The sequence below is a fragment of the Streptomyces sp. NPDC030021 genome (assembly GCF_055574035.1).
Genome location: NZ_JBVIAH010000013.1, coordinates 126263 through 147776, shown reverse-complemented (window position 1 = coordinate 147776; position 21514 = coordinate 126263). Strand labels below are relative to the sequence as shown.

At 71.4% G+C, this 21514-nt stretch carries 21 protein-coding genes, 1 tRNA gene and 1 pseudogene; 17 read left to right on the top strand and 6 right to left on the bottom strand.

The window, feature by feature from the left end:
- Window positions 1–86: 86 nt before the first annotated feature.
- On the bottom strand, window positions 87–1553 hold the full coding sequence (locus ACZ4YL_RS25225) for an aminopeptidase P family protein (RefSeq protein WP_468119496.1): 1467 nt from the start codon (window positions 1551–1553) through the stop codon (window positions 87–89).
- A gap of 120 nt (window positions 1554–1673) precedes the next feature.
- Window positions 1674–3230 (bottom strand): PP2C family protein-serine/threonine phosphatase, encoded by a 1557-nt coding sequence (locus ACZ4YL_RS25220; RefSeq protein ID WP_468119494.1) that lies wholly within the window; start codon window positions 3228–3230, stop codon window positions 1674–1676.
- A gap of 397 nt (window positions 3231–3627) precedes the next feature.
- On the opposite strand from ACZ4YL_RS25220, the gene ACZ4YL_RS25215 reads away from it, so the two are divergent.
- Entirely contained in the window at window positions 3628–4395 is a 768-nt protein-coding gene (locus ACZ4YL_RS25215; protein ID WP_468119492.1) for a bifunctional DNA primase/polymerase, read from the top strand.
- Between the two features lie 109 nt (window positions 4396–4504).
- Window positions 4505–5077 (top strand): hypothetical protein, encoded by a 573-nt coding sequence (locus tag ACZ4YL_RS25210; protein WP_351150579.1) that lies wholly within the window; start codon window positions 4505–4507, stop codon window positions 5075–5077.
- A gap of 180 nt (window positions 5078–5257) precedes the next feature.
- Here the strand turns inward: ACZ4YL_RS25210 and ACZ4YL_RS25205 are convergent, their stop codons facing one another.
- The 3 genes and pseudogenes from ACZ4YL_RS25205 to ACZ4YL_RS25195 form a co-directional block, all read right to left on the bottom strand.
- Entirely contained in the window at window positions 5258–6232 is a 975-nt protein-coding gene (locus ACZ4YL_RS25205; RefSeq protein WP_301369169.1) for a DUF5926 family protein, read from the bottom strand.
- A 186-nt stretch (window positions 6233–6418) separates the two neighbouring features.
- Window positions 6419–7056, bottom strand: a pseudogene (locus tag ACZ4YL_RS25200) (ATP-binding protein).
- Between the two features lie 59 nt (window positions 7057–7115).
- Window positions 7116–7904 carry a glycerophosphodiester phosphodiesterase gene (locus tag ACZ4YL_RS25195; protein WP_266602534.1) on the bottom strand — a complete coding sequence of 263 codons (789 nt, stop codon included), beginning with the start codon at window positions 7902–7904 and terminating at the stop codon, window positions 7116–7118.
- A 240-nt stretch (window positions 7905–8144) separates the two neighbouring features.
- On the opposite strand from ACZ4YL_RS25195, the gene ACZ4YL_RS25190 reads away from it, so the two are divergent.
- From ACZ4YL_RS25190 to ACZ4YL_RS25165, 6 genes are all read left to right on the top strand, one after another.
- The gene (locus ACZ4YL_RS25190; RefSeq protein WP_468119490.1) at window positions 8145–9638 is read left to right on the top strand and encodes a S1C family serine protease; all 1494 of its coding nucleotides are present in this window, start codon (window positions 8145–8147) and stop codon (window positions 9636–9638) included.
- Window positions 9639–9738: 100 nt separating this feature from the next.
- A complete protein-coding gene (locus ACZ4YL_RS25185; RefSeq protein ID WP_301369172.1) occupies window positions 9739–10644 on the top strand; it encodes a LysR family transcriptional regulator in 906 nt (301 codons plus the stop codon).
- Between the two features lie 79 nt (window positions 10645–10723).
- Window positions 10724–11272 (top strand): cysteine dioxygenase family protein, encoded by a 549-nt coding sequence (locus tag ACZ4YL_RS25180; protein ID WP_314243313.1) that lies wholly within the window; start codon window positions 10724–10726, stop codon window positions 11270–11272.
- On the top strand, window positions 11272–12318 hold the full coding sequence (locus ACZ4YL_RS25175) for a YeiH family protein (RefSeq protein ID WP_468119487.1): 1047 nt from the start codon (window positions 11272–11274) through the stop codon (window positions 12316–12318). Before ACZ4YL_RS25180 ends, ACZ4YL_RS25175 begins: the two co-directional genes overlap by 1 nt.
- A gap of 259 nt (window positions 12319–12577) precedes the next feature.
- Window positions 12578–13525, top strand: a complete 948-nt coding sequence (locus tag ACZ4YL_RS25170) for a trypsin-like serine peptidase (protein WP_468119485.1) — start codon at window positions 12578–12580, stop codon at window positions 13523–13525.
- Between the two features lie 52 nt (window positions 13526–13577).
- Window positions 13578–13667 (top strand) — tRNA-Ser (locus ACZ4YL_RS25165).
- A 245-nt stretch (window positions 13668–13912) separates the two neighbouring features.
- Here the strand turns inward: ACZ4YL_RS25165 and ACZ4YL_RS25160 are convergent.
- Window positions 13913–14185 (bottom strand): hypothetical protein, encoded by a 273-nt coding sequence (locus ACZ4YL_RS25160; protein WP_468119483.1) that lies wholly within the window; start codon window positions 14183–14185, stop codon window positions 13913–13915.
- Window positions 14186–14258: 73 nt separating this feature from the next.
- On the opposite strand from ACZ4YL_RS25160, the gene ACZ4YL_RS25155 reads away from it, so the two are divergent.
- The 9 genes from ACZ4YL_RS25155 (at window position 14259) to ACZ4YL_RS25115 (ending at window position 21512) form a co-directional block, all read left to right on the top strand.
- Entirely contained in the window at window positions 14259–14675 is a 417-nt protein-coding gene (locus ACZ4YL_RS25155; RefSeq protein ID WP_468119482.1) for an ATP-binding cassette domain-containing protein, read from the top strand.
- Window positions 14672–14797: a hypothetical protein gene (locus ACZ4YL_RS25150; RefSeq protein ID WP_468119481.1), complete on the top strand. Its 126-nt coding sequence runs from the start codon at window positions 14672–14674 to the stop codon at window positions 14795–14797. Before ACZ4YL_RS25155 ends, ACZ4YL_RS25150 begins: the two co-directional genes overlap by 4 nt.
- A gap of 354 nt (window positions 14798–15151) precedes the next feature.
- The gene (locus ACZ4YL_RS25145; protein WP_468119479.1) at window positions 15152–15619 is read left to right on the top strand and encodes a DUF6344 domain-containing protein; all 468 of its coding nucleotides are present in this window, start codon (window positions 15152–15154) and stop codon (window positions 15617–15619) included.
- Between the two features lie 687 nt (window positions 15620–16306).
- Window positions 16307–16618: a hypothetical protein gene (locus tag ACZ4YL_RS25140; RefSeq protein WP_468119478.1), complete on the top strand. Its 312-nt coding sequence runs from the start codon at window positions 16307–16309 to the stop codon at window positions 16616–16618.
- 164 nt (window positions 16619–16782) lie between these two features.
- Window positions 16783–17934: an acyl-CoA dehydrogenase family protein gene (locus ACZ4YL_RS25135; RefSeq protein ID WP_468119477.1), complete on the top strand. Its 1152-nt coding sequence runs from the start codon at window positions 16783–16785 to the stop codon at window positions 17932–17934.
- On the top strand, window positions 17931–18896 hold the full coding sequence (locus ACZ4YL_RS25130; RefSeq protein WP_468119476.1) for a bifunctional MaoC family dehydratase N-terminal/OB-fold nucleic acid binding domain-containing protein: 966 nt from the start codon (window positions 17931–17933) through the stop codon (window positions 18894–18896). Before ACZ4YL_RS25135 ends, ACZ4YL_RS25130 begins: the two co-directional genes overlap by 4 nt.
- Window positions 18896–19954: an acyl-CoA dehydrogenase family protein gene (locus ACZ4YL_RS25125; RefSeq protein ID WP_468119474.1), complete on the top strand. Its 1059-nt coding sequence runs from the start codon at window positions 18896–18898 to the stop codon at window positions 19952–19954. Before ACZ4YL_RS25130 ends, ACZ4YL_RS25125 begins: the two co-directional genes overlap by 1 nt.
- The gene (locus ACZ4YL_RS25120; RefSeq protein WP_468119472.1) at window positions 19951–20349 is read left to right on the top strand and encodes a MaoC family dehydratase; all 399 of its coding nucleotides are present in this window, start codon (window positions 19951–19953) and stop codon (window positions 20347–20349) included. Before ACZ4YL_RS25125 ends, ACZ4YL_RS25120 begins: the two co-directional genes overlap by 4 nt.
- On the top strand, window positions 20346–21512 hold the full coding sequence (locus tag ACZ4YL_RS25115; protein WP_468119470.1) for a lipid-transfer protein: 1167 nt from the start codon (window positions 20346–20348) through the stop codon (window positions 21510–21512). Before ACZ4YL_RS25120 ends, ACZ4YL_RS25115 begins: the two co-directional genes overlap by 4 nt.
- Window positions 21513–21514 lie beyond the last annotated feature (2 nt).

Here is a 21514-nt window from a genome sequence, read left to right as displayed (position 1 = left end):
GGTGTGGGCGTCGCGGGTGTCCTGGGAACGCCGGTGGGCGGGACCCCGTACAGGAATCCCGCCCACCGATACGCAAGGCGCAGGCGTCAGCCCTTCAGGCGCGCCATCCAGGCCTCGACCTCGGTCGAGGTGCGGGGCAGCCCGGCGGACAGGTTCAGGTTGCCGTCCTCCGTGACGAGGATGTCGTCCTCGATCCGGACGCCGATGCCGCGGTACTCCTCGGGCACGGTCAGGTCGTCGGCCTGGAAGTAGAGACCCGGCTCCACGGTCAGGCACACGCCCGGCTCCAGCGTGCCGTCGACGTACGCCTCGGTGCGCGCGGCCGCGCAGTCGTGGACGTCCATCCCGAGCATGTGGCCGGTGCCGTGCAGGGTCCAGCGGCGCTGCAGGCCCAGCTCCAGGACCCGCTCGACCGGGCCCTCCAGCAGGCCCCACTCGACGAGCTTCTCGGCCAGCACGTGCTGGGAGGCGTCGTGGAAGTCGCGGAACTTCGCGCCCGGCTTCACCGCGGCGATGCCGGCTTCCTGGGACTCGTAGACCGCGTCGTAGATCTTGCGCTGGATGTCGGTGTACGTGCCGTTGATTGGCAGCGTGCGCGTGACGTCGGCGGTGTAGAGGGAGTGGGTCTCCACACCGGCGTCGAGCAGCAGCAGGTCACCGGGGCGGACGTCGCCGTCGTTGCGGACCCAGTGCAGGGTGCAGGCGTGCGGACCGGCGGCGCAGATGGAGCCGTAGCCGACGTCGTTGCCCTCGACCCGGGCGCGCAGGAAGAAGGTGCCCTCGATGTAGCGCTCGGACGTGGCCTCGGCCTTGTCCAGGACCTTCACGACGTCCTCGAAGCCGCGGACGGTGGAGTCGACGGCCTTCTGCAGCTCGCCGATCTCGAACGCGTCCTTCACGGCGCGGGCCTCGGAGAGGTAGACGCGCAGTTCCTCGTCGCGCTCCTTGGTCACCTTGTCGGTGAGGGCGGACTCGATCACCGAGTCGTGGCCGCGAACGGCGCGCACCGGGCCCTCGGCCTCGGTGAGGGCCTCGGCGAGCTTGCGGACGTCCTTCGCGGGAATGCCCAGGAGCTGCTCGGCCTCGGTGAGGGAGTGCCTGCGGCCGACCCACAGCTCGCCCTGGCCGGACAGCCAGAACTCGCCGTTCTCCCGGTCGGAGCGCGGCAGCAGGTACACGGTCGCGGTGTGACCGGTCGGCCCGGTGGGCTCCAGGACCAGGACGCCGTTCTCGGTCTGGTCGCCGGTGAGGTACGCGTACTCGGTCGAGGCGCGGAAGGGGTACTCGGTGTCGTTCGAGCGGGTCTTCAGGCGGCCGGCGGGGATGACGAGGCGCTCGCCCGGGAAGCGCCGGGACAGCGCGTCGCGGCGGGCGAGGGTGTGGGCGGCCTGGGCGATGGGCTCCAGTCCGTGCAGCTCGGTGTCGGCCCAGCCGCTGCGCATGTTCTCCGCGAGTTCGTCGCTGACGCCCGGGTACAGACCGTTCTTGCGCTGCTTGTGCGTCTTCTTGGGCTGCTCTTCTTCCGGGGTCTCCGGGGTGAGCTCGTCAGCCACGTCTTCTCCTCAGCTACGACGGTAGGGACCTGGGTGTGGACCGCATCCATCGTATGCGTGTGCGGAGAGAGCGTGTTCCGAATCGTGCCGTCCGTCACGATTCGGAACACGCTCCGGGCCTCATTCGAACCGGGCCGCGAGCAGCACGATGTCCTCTGGGGCGTCGGTCGGCTCCCCGCCGGGCAGTACGGTCCGCAGGATGTGCTCGCACAGGGCCGCCGGGTCCTCGCGGACGCTGCGGGGGACCCCCGCGGCAGCGGCGTGCAGCCGGGCGTAGGCCCGGTCCATCGGGTCGCCCGTGTGGTGCAGCAGCCCGTCGGTGTAGAGAAGCACCGTTTCTCCGGGTGCGGGTTCGATCTCCACGCTCGGCGCCTCCCAGCAGGACAGCATGCCCAGGGGCGCGGAGAGCGAGGTCTCCACGTACTCGGTGCGGTGCTCGCCGATCAGCAGCGGCGGGGTGTGCCCGGCACCGGCCAGAATGATCTTGCTGCCCTGGCCCTCGGAATTCGGCCCCCCGGCGGGTTCGCAGTAGGCGAAGAGCGCGGTGGCGGCGCGGGCGGGCTCGGTGAGGCGCAGCAGCAGCTCCAGGTCGGACAGGACCGCTACGGGGTCCTCGCCCTCCATGACGGCGTAGGCGCGCAGCGATGCGCGCAGCCGCCCCATCGCGGCGACGGCGCTCGGCCCGGATCCGGTGACCGAGCCGACGGCCAGCCCCAGGGCGCCCTCGGGCAGTGGCAGGGCGTCGTACCAGTCGCCCCCGCCGAGCGGCCCCGTGTGGTGACGGGCCGCGAGCTGTACTCCGGGGATCCGGGGGAGCCGGCTCGGCAGCAGTTCCTCGGAGACGGTGGCCAGCTGCGTGCGGGAGCGTTCCACCTCCAGCATCCGGGCCAGGTGCTCGGCGGCGTGCCGCACGTACAGCCCGGCGAGGTCGCGCTGGCGGTCACTCGGCTCGGCCTGCTCGTCGTAGAGCCAGACGGCCGCGCCGAGCCGGCCGGTGGCCTCGGCGGTCAGGGGGAGCGAGTAGCTCGCGGCGTAGCCGAGACGGGCGGCGACCTCACGGTGGCGAGGATCGACGGGGGTGGCGAAACCCCCGGCTCCGGGGGGCGCACCTGGTTCGGGGAGGAACTCGGAGCCGCCCTGGGCGTCGGGCAGGCCGTCGAGGATCCGCCCGTAGGAGGTGGCGCTGCGCGGCACGGTCTCGATGTGGCCGAGCTCCGCGTGGCCGAGCCCGAGGCCGATCGTGCTGGTCGGGCCGAGTCCGTCGGAGGGCTCCAGGACGATCAGGCCGCGGCGGGCGCCGACGAGCGCGGCTCCGGCGCGCAGGAATTCGCGCAGCGAGGTGTCGAGGTCACTGGCGCGGGCGAGGCGCTCGGTGAGCTCGTGCAGGGTGGTGAGGTCCGAGACCATGCCCGCCAGCCGGTCCTGGATGACACTGCCCGGGCCGCCGGGCGGCGGGGCCGGTGCGGGGGTGGTCCGGACGGGCGCGGGCGCCGCAGTGTGCGGCGACGCGGTTGTTGCTGGATCGATTCCAGCCACTTTCGGCAGATGCGGGGCGCTCATGGCGTCCGCCTTTCCACCTGGTGCGATTCGCCAAATAGCATCGCAAACCCCCAGATCGTGCTGCGCCGCCATCAAGGAATCCACATCTACACGCACACGTGGATGCATGTCCAGCATTGCCCAGGTGGGAATCCTGGTGTCCGTGGGACGGCAACTCACTGTCGAGCCAAGGCTAGAACTTGGCCGGAAAAAGCTGGAAGCAGTCGGTTTTTGCGATCGACTGAGCGGGCTCCGCAGGGGCCTCGGGTACGTACTCGGTGATGTGCGTGGCCAGTTGGCGCCGCCGGGAACCACCCGGCGCGGGCCGTCGTCCTTAGCGGCGGCCGCCGGTCTCGGTGGCCGGCGCGGGTCGCGCTCCACCCCCGCGGGACGTTTGATGGACCTGTAAGAAAACTGCACGAACCGTGTGAACCTGCTTCTGGCGGACAGTGACGCGAAACCTGTACGTGTGGTGAGACACCGGTTACATGGTGTGATGTGGCCCTCGGCGTTCAACGGAAAGGAACGAGCGCACATGCGCGAGATCCTCGGAAGGCGTCTCCAGCGGCTCCGCGATCGCTTTCAATCCCTGCGCCCCGACCCGGGACAGAGCGGCAGCACGTCCGCTCTCCTCGACGCGGCGCTCGTCTGCGCCACCACCTGGCAGTGGCCCGTCCTGCCCGGCGTCGGCCGGTCCGGCACCGACGGCAAGCGGTGCGCCTGCCCCGACCCCGACTGCGCCGTCCCCGGCGCGCATCCCTTCGACCCCGGACTGCTCGCCGCCACCACCGACCCCCGGATGGTGGCCTGGTGGTGGACCAACCGGCCCGCCGCCCCGGTTCTGATGGCCACCGGCGGGCCCGCCCCGTGCGCGGTGAGCCTGCCGGCCGGCGCGGCCGCGCGCGCCCTCGTACGACTGGACGCGCAGGGCATGCGACTCGGTCCGGTCGTGGCAACGCCCACCCGCTGGGCATTGCTGGTGGCGCCCTACTCGCTGGAGCGGCTCGGCGAACTCCTGTACGCGAAGGACCACGTGCCCTCCTCCCTGCGCTTCCACGGGGAAGGCGGCTACCTGTTGCTGCCGCCCTCCGCCGCGTCCAGCGGTGGCCAGGTGCGCTGGGAACGGGAGCCGCGGGCGCAGTCGGCGGCGCAGCAGCCGCGGGCACGGTCTGCGCAGGCACGGTCCGCGCAGGCGCAGGCGCAGGAGGGAAACCTCTGGCTGCCCGAGATCGAGGCGGTCGTGGACGCGCTGGTCGAGGCCAGCAGCGGTGCGCCCGGCGGCGGCAGCAGGCTCGCGTACTGACCTGCCGGGCCTGCCGGGATCACTCGTACGGGTGTCGGCGGGACGAGTTTCCAAGGGAATTGGGCGCGGGGGTCTCCGTGCCCCATTCCCGCCTCGCTATCTTCGGCTAATGAATCTCCGCCTGATCGGTATCGGCGCCGGTGTGCTGATCATCTTGTCGCTCCCGCTCGCCGGGGCGATCGCCGGGCCGGATTTTGCCGGTCAGGATGACGGAAAGGGCGGCGGCCTGTTCTCGGCGCTCGGGCTTTCGGACTCCTCCCGCACATCCCCCGCGGCGCCCGCGCGCTCGGCGCCGACGGCCGGCCCGCAGCAGCCCGGCCCGGCCGAGCAGCCCCGTACGGATTCCCGCTGCGGGCCCGAACTGTCCTCGCCGCACGGGGTGGAGGCACAGACCTGCGTGCTGGTCGGTGAGGGCCAGACGTGGGGCCGGAGTTACTACCGGAACACAAGCGGTCGCGCACTGGACGCCGTGCTGACGGTGATGGGTCCGGCCGGGCGCACGGTCCAGATCCGGTGCGCGGTGGGCGCGGGCGACGAACCGGGCCTGTGTGAGACGCCGAAGGAGGCCTCGGCGGGCGATCCGGAGAGTTACTCGGCCGTAGCGGAATTTGCAGTTCCGGATGATGAAGGGGAACTGCTCTTGAGGTCCGGGAGCAACTCACCGGCACCGGGTGACGGTTGATCGCACCCTGAAAATCAAGGGCCCGGTCGCTGGCGACGGGGGATGCACCAGCGACCGGGCTACAAGAACGGTAACAAGAGATCGCCTGTTCGCAAATTCGATCTCCGATATTCAGACATCGATTTGCAGACGATTAGCGGGAGTTGTGACTCCGGTCACCGTCTCCACGCGGGCGCTCCGTCAGCTGAGCGTCACCTGGCGGTTGGTGAGTCCGCCGCGTGCCCGGCGCTCCTCCGTGGTCAGCGGGGCGTCCGTGGCCAGCGCCCCGGCCAGCCGCTCCGCGAACTCCGCCGCGGGCTTCTCGACGTCGTCGGCCGTGACCCCGGTGGGCAGGTCCCAGACGGGGACCATCAGGCCGTGGGCGCGGAAGGAGCCGACGAGCTTCGTGCCCTCGCCGAGCGAGGACGTGCCGGCCGCGTGCAGCCGCGCGAGGGCGTCGAGCAGCTTCTCCTCGGGGTGCGGCATGACCCAGCGCAGGTGGTTCTTGTCCGGCGTCTCGCACCAGTAGGCGGCGTCCACGCCGGTCAGCTTGACGGTGGGAATGGCGGCCGCGTTGGCGCGCTCCAGCGAGGCGGCGATCTCCGGCGAGGCGTTCTGGGCGCTCTCGGATTCCGGAATCCAGAATTCGAACCCAGTGTGGACAACCGGCTCGAAACCGCCGTCGGCGTCCAGGAGATCCTGAAGTCGGGGACCCTCGGCGGGAACCCGGCGGGCGGCGACCGGGGTACCGGGCTCCGCCACGAGGGCGCGTTCCAGGGTGTCGGCCATGTCGCGGCCGAGGTCCCCGGAGGACGAGTCGTTCTGCAGGCCGAGGAGGACGGACCCGTCCTCACGGCGCAGCGCCGGCCACGCCATGGGCAGTACGGTCACCAGCGTGACGGAGGGAACGCCCTCGGGCAGGCCGCCCTTGAGGGACAGCGGGACGGTGGCGGCGGGCACCAGTTCGCGCAGCGCGACCCAGTCGCACTCGCCCGGCAGCCCCTCGAAAGGGCGCCGCACGTGCTCGGTGACGGCGTGCGCGGCGGCTGCGCCGTGGCAGGCCTTGTAGCGGCGGCCGGATCCGCAGGGACAGGGCTCGCGGGCGCCCACGACGGGGATCTCACCGTTGTTGAGCTGCGGCTTTGCAGTCTTGGCTGCGGGGCGCTTCTTGGCCATCGTGCGTGTCTCCCGGTTGCGGCGGTACGGCGTCGTGTCTGGGCGCGAGCCTAGCCGTTCGTACCGCCGGAACCGGTTGGGTGCGGCCGGGAGCACGGTCGGCGTGCGCTCCCGGACGGCCGCCTGTGCGGATGACCGGTACTGCTGTGCTGCTGTCGTGCTGTCTTGCGGTCGGGGATCCCGGGTTCAGGGATCGAGGTCGTCGAATGCCGTACTGAAGTCGATCGCCGGGGGCGCAACGCGCGTAGCGAAATCCTCGTGCCGGGGCCCACAGGCAACGATCACCCACACGGTGACCTCACCCGCCGCTCCGTCCCGGACACCCCAGTCCTGGGCCAGGGCGCTGATGATGTTCAGCCCCCGGCCGCCCCGTGCGGTGACCGAGGGCGTGGCAGGAACCGGGCGGGTGGGCCCGCCTCCGTCCGTCACCTCGACCGTCAGCCGTCCCGCTCTGTCGACGCGCCATGCGGCGCGTATCTCCCCGTCCCCGACTTCCCGAGCGCCGAGCGGCCTGCCATGTCGGCAGGCATTGCTGAGCAGTTCGGAAAGGATCAGTACGGCATCGTCCACGACCGATTCGGGCACCCCGCTGATACGCAGTTGCTCGCGCATCCGGTGTCGCGCCTCGCCCACGCCCGCAGGACCATGGCGTACGTCCATGCACGACGACGTGGGCACTTCTTGTGCCACCACCAACGCCACCCCCGGAACCTCCTTAGCCCCACGCATGGTCTGGATGCCCCAATGGCCTGGACCGGAAACCGCCGAAGGAGCCCGAAGGGGGCCCCTCTGACGCATTCATGCCGACCAAATGCGGAGCGGATGCGCCGGAGCACACCCTGTAACGAACGGGTGGGGGGTGGCGGGTGCGCAAAAAGGGACTTCAGCGCCCGAGTTGGGACAGAACTTGGCGGGGTCTGTTCGTAATGATTGCTTCCACGCCCAGATCAGCGCAGAGCTGAACGTCTTCTGGTTCGTTCACTGTCCATACGTGCACGGAGTGGCCCGCGCCCTGGAGCTTGTGGATGAAGCCGGGGTGGTTGCGCACGATCCGCATCCCGGGGCCGGCGATCGTCACGCCGGCCGGCAGTCGCCCGTCCCGCATCCGGGGTGAGATGAACTGCATCAGGTACACGGTCGGGATCGTCGGCGCGGCCGCCCGGATCCGGTGCAGGGAGCGCGCGGAGAAGCTCATGACCCGCACCGGGTGCGGACCCTCGGCGGGCGGGGCGTCCAGGCCGAAGCGCTTGAGCAGGACGAGGAGGCGCTCCTCCACCTGTCCGGCCCAGCGGGTCGGATGCTTCGTCTCGATCGCGAGCTGCACCGGCCGTCCGGCGTCGGAGACCAGCTCCAGCAGGCGCTCCAGGGTGAGGACGGAGGTGCGCTCGGGGTCCGCGTCCCAGTCCGGGGATTCCTCGCGGTCCTTCCAGGAGCCGAAGTCGAGGGCGGCGAGATCGGCCAGCTCCAGGGCGGAGACGGCGCCGCGGCCGTTCGACGTACGGTTCACCCGGCGATCGTGGACCAGGACCAGATGGCCGTCCGCGGTCAGCCGGACATCGCATTCGAGGCCGTCGGCGCCGTCCTCGATGGCCTTGCGGTAGGCGGCCAGGGTGTGCTCGGGGGCATCCTCCGAGGCGCCGCGGTGGGCGACGACCTGGATGGTGCGCGGCATTGCGTGGGTCACCGGGTCATGGTGCCACCGAGAGGTGTCCGGGCGTCGGGGCCGGCCCCGAGAGTGCATCCGAAATGTCGGATATAAAGAATGGGGAGAGATGCACAGGTCCGGCTTACAGTGCTCTGACGGGTCATGGGAAAGGCTTTGCCCAGGAACTTGTGCGGCACGTCGAACGTTCAGTCGGACCGATATCGCCAGAGAATTTTCCGAAGCCGTGTGTGACGAGGAGAGAGCGCTGTGAGCACCGAGAACGAGGGCACCGCGGCCCCGACACCCCCCGCGGCCCCGTCCGTACCCCCTGCTCCGGCCTCCGAGACGCAGGATGCGGCTCCCGCGCCCGCCGTCGGCGAGCCGGCGACCCAGCAGCTCCCGCCGACCCCGGCGCCCGGCACCGAGCCCACCCAGCAGATCCCGCCCGCGCAGGCGCCCCCGGCGTACGGCCAGGCTCCCGCACAGACGCCCCCCGCCTACGGCCAGGCTCCCACCCCGGCCGCGCAGGGGGCCGAGGGCTGGCCGCCCCCGCCGCCCTCGGTGCTGGCGTACGGAGCGGGCGGCCACGGCGGCGGCGCCTGGGGCGCTCCCCTGACCACCGACGGCCACCCCGCGCCCAAGCCGAAGGGCAGGGGCGGCCTGATCGCGGCCGTGCTCGTGGCGGCCCTCCTCGCGGGCGGCATCGGCGGTGGCGTCGGCTACTGGGCCGCCCAGCGCAGCGACAACGGCACCGGCTCCACCACGATCAGCGCCGCGAACACCCCCAAGGACCTCAAGCGCGAGGCCGGCTCCATCGCCGGTCTGGCCGCCGGAGCCCTGCCCAGCGTGGTCACCATCGAGGCCTCGGCCGGCGACGGCGAGGGCGGCACCGGCACCGGGTTCGTCTACGACCAGCAGGGCCACATCCTCACCAACAACCACGTCGTGGCCTCCGCCGCGAACGGCGGCAAGCTCTTCGCGACGTTCTCCGACGGCAAGCGGTACGACGCCGAGGTCGTGGGCCGTGCCCAGGGCTACGACGTCGCCGTCCTCAAGCTGAAGAGTCCGCCGACCGGCCTCAAGCCGCTGCCCCTCGGTGACTCCGACAAGGTCGCGGTCGGCGATTCGACCATCGCGATCGGCGCCCCCTTCGGCCTGTCCAACACGGTCACCACCGGCATCGTGAGCGCCAAGAACCGTCCGGTCGCCTCCGGAGACGGCAGCGGCAGCAAGAACTCGTACATGAGCGCCCTCCAGACGGACGCCTCGATCAACCCGGGCAACTCGGGCGGTCCGCTGCTCGACGGACGCGGCGCGGTCATCGGCATCAACTCCGCGATCCAGTCGGCGGGCAACGGCGGCTTCGGCGGCGGCCAGGCCGGCTCCATCGGCCTCGGCTTCGCCATCCCGATCAACCAGGCGAAGAACGTCGCCGAATCCCTGATCAAGACGGGCAAGCCGGTGTACCCGGTGATCTCGGTCTCGGTCGACCTCCAGGCCAAGTCCGAGGGCGCCAAGATCTCCGAGCAGGGCGGGGCCGCCAACGAACTGGTCGACCCGAACGGTCCGGCTGGCAAGGCGGGCCTCAAGCCCGGTGACGTCATCACCGAGTTCGGCGGCAAGCCGGTCGACAGCGGCCCGACTCTGATCAGCATGATCTGGACGTACAAGCCCGGCGACACCGTGAAGCTGACCTACCTGCGCGGCGGCAAGCCGACCACGGTCGACATCACGCTCGGCTCGCGGGTCGGCGACAAGTAGCAGCACCCGAGCACCACCGGTCGCGGCGGCGGCCCGATGAGGAGGGGCCGTAGGCGGGATTCCGCCTACGGCCCCTCCAACGTCCGCTTATGCTTCGCTGGTGTTCGATTCTCGGCACATACGGACCTTTCACGCGGTGGTCGCCTCCGGGTCGTACTCGGCCGCCGCCCGCGTGCTGGGGTACACCCAGCCCGCCATCACCCAGCAGATGAAGGCGCTCGAACGCGCCGTCGGGACCCCGCTGTTCACCCGCGTGGGCCGCAAGATGCAGCTCACCGAGGCCGGGGAGTCCCTGTCCCGGCACGCCGAGACCATCCTCGGCAACCTCTCCGCCGCCGAGGCCCAGCTGAGGGCGTACGCCCGGCTGCGCACCGGCCGGGTCAGGCTGTGCGGCTTCCCCAGCGCCAATGTCACCCTTGTTCCCGAGGCCCTGAGCGGCCTGGCCAAGGACCATCCCGGCATACAGGTGGAACTGCTGGAAGGCGAGCCCCCCGAGTCGCTGCGCCGGCTGGAGCGCGGGGAGTGCGACATCACCCTGGCCTTCACCTATCCCGGCCTGCACGAGGAGATCCCGGAGGAGGTCGCCGAGGTCAGGCTGCTGGAGGACCAGCTGACGGTATTGCTCCCGACCGGGCATCCGCTGGCCCGCCGCCGTGCCGTGCACCTGGCCGACCTCGCCGAGGAACGGTGGATCGCGGGCTGCCCGCGCTGCCGGGCGAACCTGCTCCACGAGTGCGCGGAGCTGGGCTTCGTGCCCGACATCCGCTTCGCCACCGACGACAACCTGGTCGTGCAGAGCCTGGTCGCACAGGGACTGGGTGTGGCGATGATGCCCGCGCTGGTGCTGCCCTCCCTTTCGCTGAGCCGGGTCTGCGGGCGGGCCCTCCAGCCCGCCGCGCGCCGGCACATCGCCGCGTACGTCTACCGCGATCATCTGCGCATCCCGGCGACGGCCGTGGTGCTCGACGCGCTGAAACAGGTGGCGGCGAACCGGGTCGGCTGCTGACCAACCCATAAGCACTGCTTGGGATTTCAGGTCATAACTGTCGTTGGACGTGATGGAAAGTCGGCAGCACGCTGCCGATATGACCACCACCACGCCGGCCCGTACCACCACGAGGATGGCCGCCCTCGTCAGTGAGATCCGTACGGTCGTGGAGCGGGGACTGGCTCCCGACCTCACCGCGTACCTGGTGGGCGAACGGCTCGCCCCGCACCTGGGCGCGCCCGACCTGCTGACCCCGGCGCAGCGCGAAGGTGACCCGGAGCGGTACCGGCAGCACATCCTGCACGCCGAGTCCGACGGCAGCTTCTCCGTGGTGGCGCTGGTGTGGCTGCCTGGGCAGGAGACCTGCATCCACGACCACGTGTCCTGGTGCGTGGCCGGAGTGCACCAGGGTGAGGAGAGCGAACGCCGCTTCCGGCTCGCGCCGGGCGCCGGTCCCGCCCGGCTGGTGGCCACCGAGGACGTGGTCAACGCCCAGGGCGACGTCTGCGGGTTCGCCCCGCCCGGCGACATCCACAAGGTGCGCAACTCCTGTACGACCAAGGCGATATCGGTGCACGTGTACGGCGCCGACGTCTCTCGGCTGGGTACCAGCATCCGTCGCGTCTACACGCTCCCCGTCGACTGATGGCCCTCCTCCACCGCCCTCAGAGCACGGCGGTCCGGCGTGTTTCACGTGAAACACCCGCTCCGTGGCCCGGGTTGGCGATGGCCGCGGGCGGCGCGCTGACGGCCTGGTGCATCCACCGCCTCGTGCCCGCCGTGCCGATGCTGACCGCATCGGTGATGCTGGGCATCGCGGTGGCGCACCTGCCGGGCCTGCGGACGTTCGTACGCGCGGCCGCGCGCCCGGGGCTCTCCCTGGCAGGCCGTCGGCTCATGCGGACGGGCATCGTCCTGCTGGGCCTCGGCCTGGGGCTGGACCAGGTGCTCCGGCTGGGCTGGGCCACCGTGGCCATGGTGGTCGGCGTGGTCGTGGCCACCTTCCTCGGCACCCTCTGGCTGGGCTGCCGGCTGGGACTCCCGGGCGATCAGCCGCTGTTGATCGCCACCGGGTACTCGATCTGCGGCGCCTCCGCGATCGGAGCGGTGAGCGAAGTGTCCGGCAGCGACGAGGAGGACGTGGCCGCCTCGGTGGCACTGGTCACCCTCTGCGGGACGCTCGCCATAGGGATACTCCCGCTCCTCCAGGGGCCGTTGGGGCTCTCCGACCCCGCCTTCGGGCGGTGGGTCGGCGCGGGGGTCCACGACGTCGGCCAGGTCGTGGCCACCGCCCAGACCGCGGGCCCCGCCGCCTTGGGCGAGGCGGTCCTGGTCAAGCTGATGCGCGTGGCGCTGCTCGCCCCGCTGGTGGCGGCCGTGGCCTTCTCGGTACGGGCCCGGCGCCGCGGGGTGCGCACCGCCTCGGGCCGCAGGCCGGCGCCGGTGCCGCTGTTCGTCATCGGGTTCCTGGCCGCGGCCGCGCTGCGTGCCACCGGGGTGCTGCCCGACGTAGCGCTGGAGTGGGCGCACACCGCCCAGGAGGCCCTGCTGGCGGCGGCCCTGTTCGGCCTGGGGAGCGCGGTGCACCTGCCGACGCTGGCCCGGACCGGCGGGCGGGCCGCGGCACTGGGACTGGGGGCGTGGGTGGTCGTGGCGGGGGTTTCGTACGCGGGCGTGATGCTCACCGTATGACGCCGTTCGGCGCCGTATGGCGGTGCAACGGCGGGGAGTTGGCCATTTCCTGGCCGGAACCGACCGAACGTTCTGACTGCCCGCTGACATTGCGACGCGCCCGTGCCACTCTGCCCGGTAATCCGCACGACGCACGACGCACGAATGCACCGCGCATCACGCACCTCGAACCGCGCACAGCCGATCCGCACCGACCGCTCTTCACCCCCACCCTGCCCGGCTTCGCCACCCGGCCCGGGCACGGCAGAAGGAGTCATGCGTGAATCGTCATCGCACGGCCTTGTCCGTCCTGCTCGCAGCCGGCGCCCTGGTCGCGGGCGCCCTGACGGCGGCCACCCCCTCGATCGCCGCGGATGCCCCCGCGTCCTTCCGGCAACAGCAGACCCACGGCTTCTGGACCGCCGAGCGGATGCGCGGCGCCACCCCGCTCGATGTGACCGCGGTGCCCGGCGTGGCCCGCACCCCGGTCGCCACGTCGGCGGCCCCCACGACCATCGCCCCGACGGCGGCGGCGTCCCCCACGGTGTTCCCGCAGGCGGGCGGCGCCTGGACGGGCGGCGGCGCCGTGGTGAAGACCTCGGGGCGAGTCTTCTTCACGATGGGCGACCGGACCGCATCCTGCTCCGGCGACTCGGTCACCAGCGCCAACGGCAGCACCGTCATCACGGCCGGCCACTGCGTGAAGTACCAGGGGGCCTGGCACACGAACTGGGTCTTCGTCCCCGCCTACAACAACGGCTCCGCCCCCTACGGCCAGTGGTCGGCCACCAAGACGTTCGCCACCGACCAGTGGGCCGCGAGCGAGGACATGAACATGGACGTCGGCCTCGCCGTCGTCGCCCCGCTGAACGGGCAGACCCTCAGCCAGACCGTCGGGGCCCAGGGCATCGCCTTCAACGGCGGCTACAACAAGAAGATGTACTCCTTCGGCTTCCCCGCGGCGGCTCCGTACGACGGCACCAAGCTGGTCTACTGCAGCGGCAACAGCGGCAAGGACTTCCTGCTGACCAAGGACCACAGCCTTGGCTGCAACATGACCGGTGGGTCCAGCGGCGGCCCCTGGTTCCAGGACTTCAACGAGGCCACGGGCCTGGGCACCCAGGTCTCGGTGAACAGCTTCGGCTACACCTTCCTGCCGAACCGGATGTACGGCCCGTACTTCGGCAACGAGGCGAAGGCGGCCTACGACAAGGCCCAGACCTCCTGACCTCCATTGCCGCTCCCGCCACCCCCACCTGGCCGGTACTCTGTACCGGCCAGGTGGGTTGCCCGAGCGGCCTAAGGGAACGGTCTTGAAAACCGTCGTGGCAGCGATGTCACCGTGGGTTCAAATCCCACACCCACCGCCAAGCGGGCCGAGGCCCAGCTCAGAAGGGGTGCCAACCATCCGGTGGCACCCTTTCTGCATGCGAAGCCCGCCATCGAGCCCAGCTCTGGCGGAGTCAGCCGTCGAACCAGACGACCAGGCGGACGCCCTCGTCGCCGTGCAGGCCCGCCAGGGTCCTCATGACCGACCACACAGCACCCCAGTCGCTGTCGGGCACGGCGTGCTTCCGTCGGAGGCGCCGATGCGGAAGAGGCGATCGCCGTCGGGCTACTCGGTGCCCTCGGGGTAGGCGCGGCCCGCGTGGTGGAGAGCGTGGGGGTCGGTGACGCCGGCGAGCACGGCAAAGCGGTCGAGGCCGGTGTTCCGGCCGTGCAGCACCCAGGTTCCGTCCGGGCTGCGGCGGTACTCGTGGACACACTCGTCGGCTTCGTTCGCGACCTCGTCCCAGTCCGTGGCAGCCAGCTCCGCCCAGGTGATCCAGGACGCACCGGTCGCGTCCGGGCTCCAGGCCTCGAAGCCGGCCAGGGTCTCCTGCGACACGTCAGCGGGTAGGCCGCGGTCATCGGCGAGCGGGCGGAAGGACGTGGTGTCGCGGACGCCGAACAGGGACCCGATGACCGCGGCCTACGCGCTGATCGAGAACGCGAGCGTCGGCAACCTGGAGGTCGCCATGAAGCCGCGAAGAGCGAGGAAGGACGCTCCGACCGTCGCCGAGGCCCTGGAGCGGGTCGGGCTGGCCGGACGTGAGAAGGAACAGGTCCACCGGCTCAGCGGTGGAGAGCAGCAGCGCGTCGCGTTGGCCCGCCTCATCGTCAAGCAGCCCGCCCTCGTCCTCGCCGACGAACCGACGGGCGCCCTCGACCACGACAACACCTCCATGGTCGTCGAGATCCTCCGCACGATGTGCGAGGAGGGCTGCGCCGTCGTCATCGCCACCCACGACGACGGGGTCCGTGACTGCTGCGACGTGGTCCTGACCGTCGGCGACGCCACACACCCCGTACCCGTGAAAGAAAGGCAGCTCTCATGAGCGCCCGCCTCGTCCGTCGTGCCGTGATCGGCGCTGTGCTCCTCGCTGGCATCGCCGTGCTGGCCGCCTGCGGCACGCACGCCGGCACCATCCTCGGCCGGATCGGGCTCCGGATCTTCTGACGCTCCGCCTTCCTCCCCTTTTCCGAAGCAGGTCCGGGTCGCCGACCCGGGCCTGCTTCCGCGTTCCCGCCTGCGATGCGTACGCCGCCGGGGCAAGGCGGGCGAGGGGATTCCCGGCTTGCCGGTCGGTCGGCGCCGTGCTGAAGCAAATATGCAGGTCAGGGTGGGTTTGTCTGCAGGTTTTCCGGTGGCTCCGGGGAGGGCGGCCGGGGGTTTGACGCACCTTCTTGGGCCGTCCGAGTGGTGTTTGTCGGAAGATCGGCGCGGGTCGTGGGGACGGTGCGGTTGCGGCCACATCATGACGAATGTATTCAGATCCGCCCGTCCGAACATCGTGAATCGAGGCACCCCGTCATGACTCACCGCAGCATCATCACGTCGATCTGGACCTCCGTCCTCGCCGCCCTGGTGGCCCTCCTCTCCGGCTTCGGTCTCGCGGCGAAGTCGGCTTCGGCCGTCGCCTCCGTCCCCGCCCCCGCCCCCGCCGCTGCGGGCACCGCGGCCACCGCCGTACGCCGGTCGGCCGTCGCGGCCCGGCGGACCTGGCGGGCGATGATGCGGGGAGGTTCGCTGCCGCCGACCATCAAGCAGCGGATCCACGCCGAGGCGCACGGCAAGACCCCTTCCGTACGACGTTCCACCACCGCCGCGGCCATGGGTGCCGGTGCCGGAACCGCCCCCCGGACGATGACCTCGGCCGCAGCGCCCACCGCAGCACACGGCGCGGTACCTGCCGCCGCCATCGCGGCACCCGCCGCGGAATCCGCAGTTCCCGCGGTCGCCACCGGTGCCGCCCGGGACGCCCTCGCGCTCGCCGCGTAGCCCCCGTAGTCCCGTAAGCCGAAAGCCGTACGTCCCGTACATGCAGTCCACGAGAGCGCAGGGCAGCCGCAGGGTCCGGCTCGCAGGCGCACACGCCGCCGCCGGGCAGGAGCAAGGACGAGAGCAGCGGCGAAAGCAGCAGTCAGGGCAGCAGTCAGGGCAGTCGTAAGAGCGGCAGCACCAGGACCAGCAGGAGCGAGAGCAGCAGCAGGCCCGGTAACAGGCGCTGGAGCCCGGTCGGTCGTGACCGTGGATCGCGCTACGTGGGTGCCCCAAGGGCGGGGCACGGATGGATCACCCCGGCTTGCGCCGGGGCGCGCAGGAGGTGCGCAGGGGGCGTGAAGCCTGGCATTGCAGGGTCGCAGGCCCGGGAGACGGTGGGGTTCCCGGACGGCGCGGCCCTTTTCGGCATGTCCGGGACAGGCGGTCTGGCGGAACGCTTCATCCCTTGTGCGGCGTGAGGTTCAGCTGTTCCCAGGGTGCTGACCTGGGGCTTCGGGGGCGCGAATGAGGTTTATCCGATGTTGGTCATACTTGCGGGGGAATCGGGGACTCCGGGGTGGTTCGCCGGGGATTCGGTGGGCAACTCTGGTCTCGCGACGTCGTCACCACACGGAACGATCGACCGAGGCGGCCGGCCAACTGCCTTGGAGCAAGTCCCACTTCGGTTTTCTGGAGGATAAAGACATGGCAAGCATCCGTACCGCCCGCGTCATCGCCGCCGTCGCCGCGCTCCCCCTCGCCGTCGCTCTCTTCGGCGGGGTGGCGTCGGCCGACAACGGCTCCTTCGCAAACGACGGATCGAATGCGAGCGTCGCCGGCATCATCGGCAGCGGCGTGGGCGGCGACAACAGCGGCAACTCGTCCACGTCGCAGCAGGTTGCCACCGGTTCCGGCGCATCCAACCAGAACAACACCGCTCAGGTGAACGGCTCGGCCCTCACCGCGATCGACCAGTCCAATTCGACCGTCGCGGTCAACTTCTTGCCCTGGTGGTAGCTGCGGCCTGAACCGCTCCGATTCTTGAGGGCGTCCGTGCGACCGGACCGGCTGGGGTCCGGTAGTGCGGGCGCCCTCGCGCATGCCCCCCGACCTTGACACCGCGGGTGAATCTGACGGACAGTCAGGTTCCCTCGATGATGTGATGCCGGGAGGCCAGCGCCGTGCACCTCGCTCCGACCGAAGGCCAGTTGCGGCTCCGCGCCGAATTGCGCGCCTACTTCAAGGATCTGCTGCCGGACGGCCTCCCCGATGACCCGGCCCGCCAGCGCGAACTCCTGCGCTGCATAGGTGCCGACGGGCTCCTCGGCCTCGGCTGGCCCGTCGAGTACGGCGGCCAGGGCCGCGGCGCCGACGAGCAGTTCGTCTTCTTCGACGAGGCCTACCGGGCCGGTGCCCCCGTTTCCATGGTCACGCTGAACACCGTCGGCCCGACCCTGATGAAGTACGGGACCGAGGAGCAGAAGGACTATTTCCTCCCCCGGATCCTCGCGGGCGACATCGTCTTCGCCATCGGCTACTCCGAACCCGAGGCCGGCACCGACCTCGCCGCCCTGCGCACGCGCGCGGTCCGCGACGGATCCGACTGGCTGATCGACGGGCAGAAGATCTTCACCTCCAACGCCCAGAACGCGGACTGGATCTGGCTCGCCTGCCGCACGGACCCCGCGGCCCCCAAGCACAAGGGCATCTCGATCATCCTGGTGCCCACCAGCACCCCGGGCTTCTCCTGGACCCCGATCGACACCGTCGGCGGGCTCACCACCACGGCCACGTACTACGACTGCGTCCGCGTGCCCGCAGGCCATCTCGTCGGCCCCGAGCACGGCGGCTGGGGTCTGATAACCAACCAGCTCAACCACGAGCGCGTCGCCCTCGCCGCCATCGGCATGCAGGCCGAGGACTTCTACGCGTACGCGCTCGACCACGCCCGCGCCCCCGACCCGGTCACCGGCGACCGGCCCGCCGACCTCCCCTGGGTGCAGTCCCGGCTCGCCGAGGCGCACGCACGCCTGGCCGCCGTACGCCTCCTCAACTGGCGTCTCGTCCAGGACGTGGGCAGCGGCGCCCTGGCCCCCGGTGACGCCAGCGGGGTGAAGTTCCTCGGCACCGAGTCCACCGTCGAGGTGTACCGGATGTGCCAGGAGGTGGTGGGCGAGGAGGCCCTGGTCCGCGGGCCCGCGGCCTTCGCGGGCGGCGAGCTCGAACGGATGAACCGGGCCGCGCAGATCAACACGTTCGGCGGCGGGGTCAGCGAGGTCCAGCGGGAGATCGTCGCCATGATGCGGCTCGGCATGAAGGGGAGGAAGCGATGACGGCGGACGCGGACGTGGACGACGTGGACGCGGCCGGGGGCGCGGCCGCGGCCGAGGCCGAGGAGGCAGCCCGGTTCCACACGCTGCTGGCGGCCTTCGAGGGGCAGCCGGCCGCCACTGCGGGCCGGGGCAAGGACGTGGTCAACGAGCCGATGATCCGCCACTGGTGCGAGGCGATGGGCGATGCCAACCCCGCCTACACCGGCTCGGACGCCATCGCGCCGCCCACCATGCTCCAGGCCTGGACCATGGGCGGTCTCTCCGGCCACGCGGACCGCTCCTCCGCCTACGACGAGCTCCTCACGCTCCTCGACGGCGCCGGCTTCACCTCCGTGGTCGCCACCGACTGCGAGCAGGAGTACCACCGCCCCCTGCGCCCCGGCGCCGCGATCACCTTCGACGCCGTCATCGAGACCGTGTCGCCCCGCAAGACGACCAAGCTGGGCACCGGCCACTTCGTGACCACCCGCATGGACGTCCAGGCGGACGGGGAGCTCGCCGGCACCCACCGCTTCCGCATCCTCAAGTACGCTCCCGCCGCCGGTCCGGCGAAGCGGCCCCCGGCACAGCGGCCCCGCCCGGTGATCAACCGCGACAACCAGGGGTTCTGGGACGGCGTGCGCGACCACAAGCTGCTGATCCAGCGCTGCACTTCCTGCGCCGCCCTCCGCTTCCCGTGGCTCCCCGGCTGCAACGCCTGCGCGAGCCCCGACTGGGACACGGTCGAGGCCTCCGGCGCCGGCACGGTGTTCAGCTACGTCGTCATGCACCACCCACCCTTCCCGGCCTTCGACCCGCCCTACGCGGTCGCACTCGTCGAGCTCGCCGAAGGAGTCCGGATGATCAGCAACATCACCGGCGTGCCCTACGACAAGGTGCGCATCGGCCTCCCCGTCCAGCTGGAGTTCCTGCGCGTCGACGCCGGCCTCGAACTCCCCGTCTTCCGCGGGAGCGAGGGCTGATGGACTTCCACCCCACCGAGGAGCAGGCCGCCGCGGCCGGTCTCGCCGCCCGGATCCTCACCGATCTCGCCACCCACGAGCGCCTCGCCGAAGCCGGCACCGGCAGCGACGCCGAGCTGTGGAAGGCCCTCACCACGGCCGGACTGACCGCCGCGGTCGAGGAGGTCGGACTGCTCGGGCTGGTCCTGCTGCTGGAGGAACAGGGCCGCACCACCGCGCAGGTCCCGTACGCCGCCACCTGCGTGTACGGGATCCTCCCCGTGGCCGCGCACGGCAGCCCCGAGCAGCGCGCCCGCCTGCTGCCCGCCCTCGGCACGGGCGAGGCGGTGGCCACCGGGGCGTTCCCGGCGCGCGGCCGGATCACCGCCGAGGACGGCCGGCTCACCGGGACCGCCCCCGCCGTACCGTGGCTGCGCGACGCCACGCACGTACTGGTCCCGGACGCGGACCGGGCGCTGTGGCTCGTACGGACCGACGCGCCCGGTGTGCGGACCTCCTCGGTGGAGACCACCGCCCCCTGGTCGGCGGGCCGGCTGACGCTGACCGCGGCCGAGGGAGAACGCCTCGGCTCCGACGGCGCGTACGAGGACACACTCGCCGCCGCCCGCACCGCCTTCGCCGGGCTCCAGGCGGGCGTCTGCGCGGGCTCTCTCGCCCGCGCGGTGGAATACACCTCCACCCGGGAGCAGTTCGGCAGGCCGCTCTCCACCAACCAGGGGGTGATGCTGCGCGCGGCCGACGCGTACATGGACACCGAGGCGATCCGGGTCACCACGTACGAGGCGGCCTGGCGCATCGACCAGGGTCTTCCGGCACACGAGCACGCGCTGACGGCAGCCTGGTGGGCCTCGGAGGCGGGCAAGCGGGTCGTGCACGCGGGCCAGCACCTGCACGGCGGCCTGGGGGCCGACCTGGACCACCCCGTCCACCGGCACTTCCTGTGGGGACGCCAACTGGACGCCTACCTGGGCTGCGGCAGCGAGCTGCTGGCCGAGCTGGGGGCCTCGATCGCGGCGTCCCCCGCATTCGCTCCGACAGCCGAGGGAGAGCAGGCATGAACGTCGGCGACACGCTGCCGCCGCTGGAGATACCGGTCACCCGCACGCTGATCGTCGCGGGCGCCATCGCCTCCCGCGACTACCAGGACGTGCATCATGACGCGGCGCTCGCGCAGGAGAAGGGCTCCCCGGACATCTTCATGAACATCCTGACCACGAACGGCCTGGTGGGCCGGTACATCACCGACCATCTCGGCCCGCAGGCCGTCCTGCGCAAGGTGGCCATCCGTCTCGGCGCCCCCAACTACCCGGGCGACACGATGACCCTCACCGGCACCGTCACCGCGGTCTCCGGTGCCAGCGTCTCCGGGAGGACCATCGAGATCCGGGTCGTCGGCGCCAACGGCATCGGCCACCACGTCACGGGAACGGTCACCGCGGAGGTGCCGGCATGAGCGTCCGCACCCGCGACGAGCTCGGCGGCCGCGCTGCCATCGCCGGCATCGGGGCGACCGAGTTCTCCAAGGACTCCGGCCGCAGCGAGCTCAAGCTCGCCGTCGAGGCCGTACACGCCGCCCTCGACGACGCCGGACTCGCCCCCGCCGATGTCGACGGCATGGTCACCTTCACCATGGACACCAGTCCCGAGATCACCGTCGCGCAGGCGGCCGGCATCGGGGACCTGTCCTTCTTCTCCCGTATCCACTACGGCGGCGGCGCGGCCTGCGCCACCGTCCAGCAGGCCGCCCTCGCCGTCGCCACCGGGGTCGCGGAGGTCGTCGTCTGCTACCGCGCCTTCAACGAGCGCTCCGGGCGCCGCTTCGGGTCCGGGGTCCAGCAGCGGGAGCCCTCGGCGGAGGGGGCGGCGCTCGGCTGGTCGCTGCCCTGGGGGCTGCTGACCCCCGCCTCCTGGGTCGCCATGACCGCCCAGCGCTACCTGCACACCCACCACCTCACCCCCGAGGCATTCGGGCACGTCGCGGTCACCGGCCGCCGGCACGCCGCGAACAACCCCGCCGCCTACTTCCACGGCAAGCCCATCACCCTCGCCGACCACGCCGCCTCGCGCTGGATCGTGGAGCCGCTGCGGCTGCTGGACTGCTGCCAGGAGACGGACGGCGGCCAGGCCGTCGTCGTCACCACGACCGAACGCGCCCGGGACCTGAGACAGGCGCCCGCCGTGATCACCGCGGCCGCGCAGGGCGCAGGGCGCCGCCAGGAGGGCATGACCTCCTTCTACCGTGACGACCTCACCGGGCTCCCGGAGATGGACGTGGTCGCCCGCCAACTGTGGCGGACCAGCGGGCTGCGGCCCTCGGACATCGACGTCGGCATCCTCTACGACCACTTCACCCCCTTCGTCCTGATGCAGCTGGAGGAGTTCGGCTTCTGTGCGCCGGGCGAGGCGGCGGATTTCGTGGCCGCGGACGCGCTGCCGCTCAACACGCACGGTGGCCAGCTCGGAGAGGCGTACCTGCACGGGATGAACGGCATCGCCGAGGCCGTCCGCCAGCTGCGCGGCACCTCCGTCAACCAGGTCGCGGGGGCGGCGCACGCTCTCGTCACGGCCGGTACCGGGGTCCCGACCTCCGGTCTGATCCTCGGCGCCGACGGCTGAGA

Coding starts and splice junctions, on each gene's coding strand:
- ACZ4YL_RS25220 (WP_468119494.1), bottom strand. CDS start 3,230: ATGCTGGACATGCATCCACGTGTGCGTGTAGATGTGGATTCCTTGATG.
- ACZ4YL_RS25215 (WP_468119492.1), top strand. CDS start 3,628: ATGCGCGAGATCCTCGGAAGGCGTCTCCAGCGGCTCCGCGATCGCTTT.
- ACZ4YL_RS25210 (WP_351150579.1), top strand. CDS start 4,505: ATGAATCTCCGCCTGATCGGTATCGGCGCCGGTGTGCTGATCATCTTG.
- ACZ4YL_RS25205 (WP_301369169.1), bottom strand. CDS start 6,232: ATGGCCAAGAAGCGCCCCGCAGCCAAGACTGCAAAGCCGCAGCTCAAC.
- ACZ4YL_RS25195 (WP_266602534.1), bottom strand. CDS start 7,904: ATGCCGCGCACCATCCAGGTCGTCGCCCACCGCGGCGCCTCGGAGGAT.
- ACZ4YL_RS25180 (WP_314243313.1), top strand. CDS start 10,724: ATGACCACCACCACGCCGGCCCGTACCACCACGAGGATGGCCGCCCTC.
- ACZ4YL_RS25175 (WP_468119487.1), top strand. CDS start 11,272: ATGGCCCTCCTCCACCGCCCTCAGAGCACGGCGGTCCGGCGTGTTTCA.
- ACZ4YL_RS25155 (WP_468119482.1), top strand. CDS start 14,259: ATGACCGCGGCCTACGCGCTGATCGAGAACGCGAGCGTCGGCAACCTG.
- ACZ4YL_RS25150 (WP_468119481.1), top strand. CDS start 14,672: ATGAGCGCCCGCCTCGTCCGTCGTGCCGTGATCGGCGCTGTGCTCCTC.
- ACZ4YL_RS25145 (WP_468119479.1), top strand. CDS start 15,152: ATGACTCACCGCAGCATCATCACGTCGATCTGGACCTCCGTCCTCGCC.
- ACZ4YL_RS25140 (WP_468119478.1), top strand. CDS start 16,307: ATGGCAAGCATCCGTACCGCCCGCGTCATCGCCGCCGTCGCCGCGCTC.
- ACZ4YL_RS25130 (WP_468119476.1), top strand. CDS start 17,931: ATGACGGCGGACGCGGACGTGGACGACGTGGACGCGGCCGGGGGCGCG.
- ACZ4YL_RS25125 (WP_468119474.1), top strand. CDS start 18,896: ATGGACTTCCACCCCACCGAGGAGCAGGCCGCCGCGGCCGGTCTCGCC.
- ACZ4YL_RS25120 (WP_468119472.1), top strand. CDS start 19,951: ATGAACGTCGGCGACACGCTGCCGCCGCTGGAGATACCGGTCACCCGC.
- ACZ4YL_RS25115 (WP_468119470.1), top strand. CDS start 20,346: ATGAGCGTCCGCACCCGCGACGAGCTCGGCGGCCGCGCTGCCATCGCC.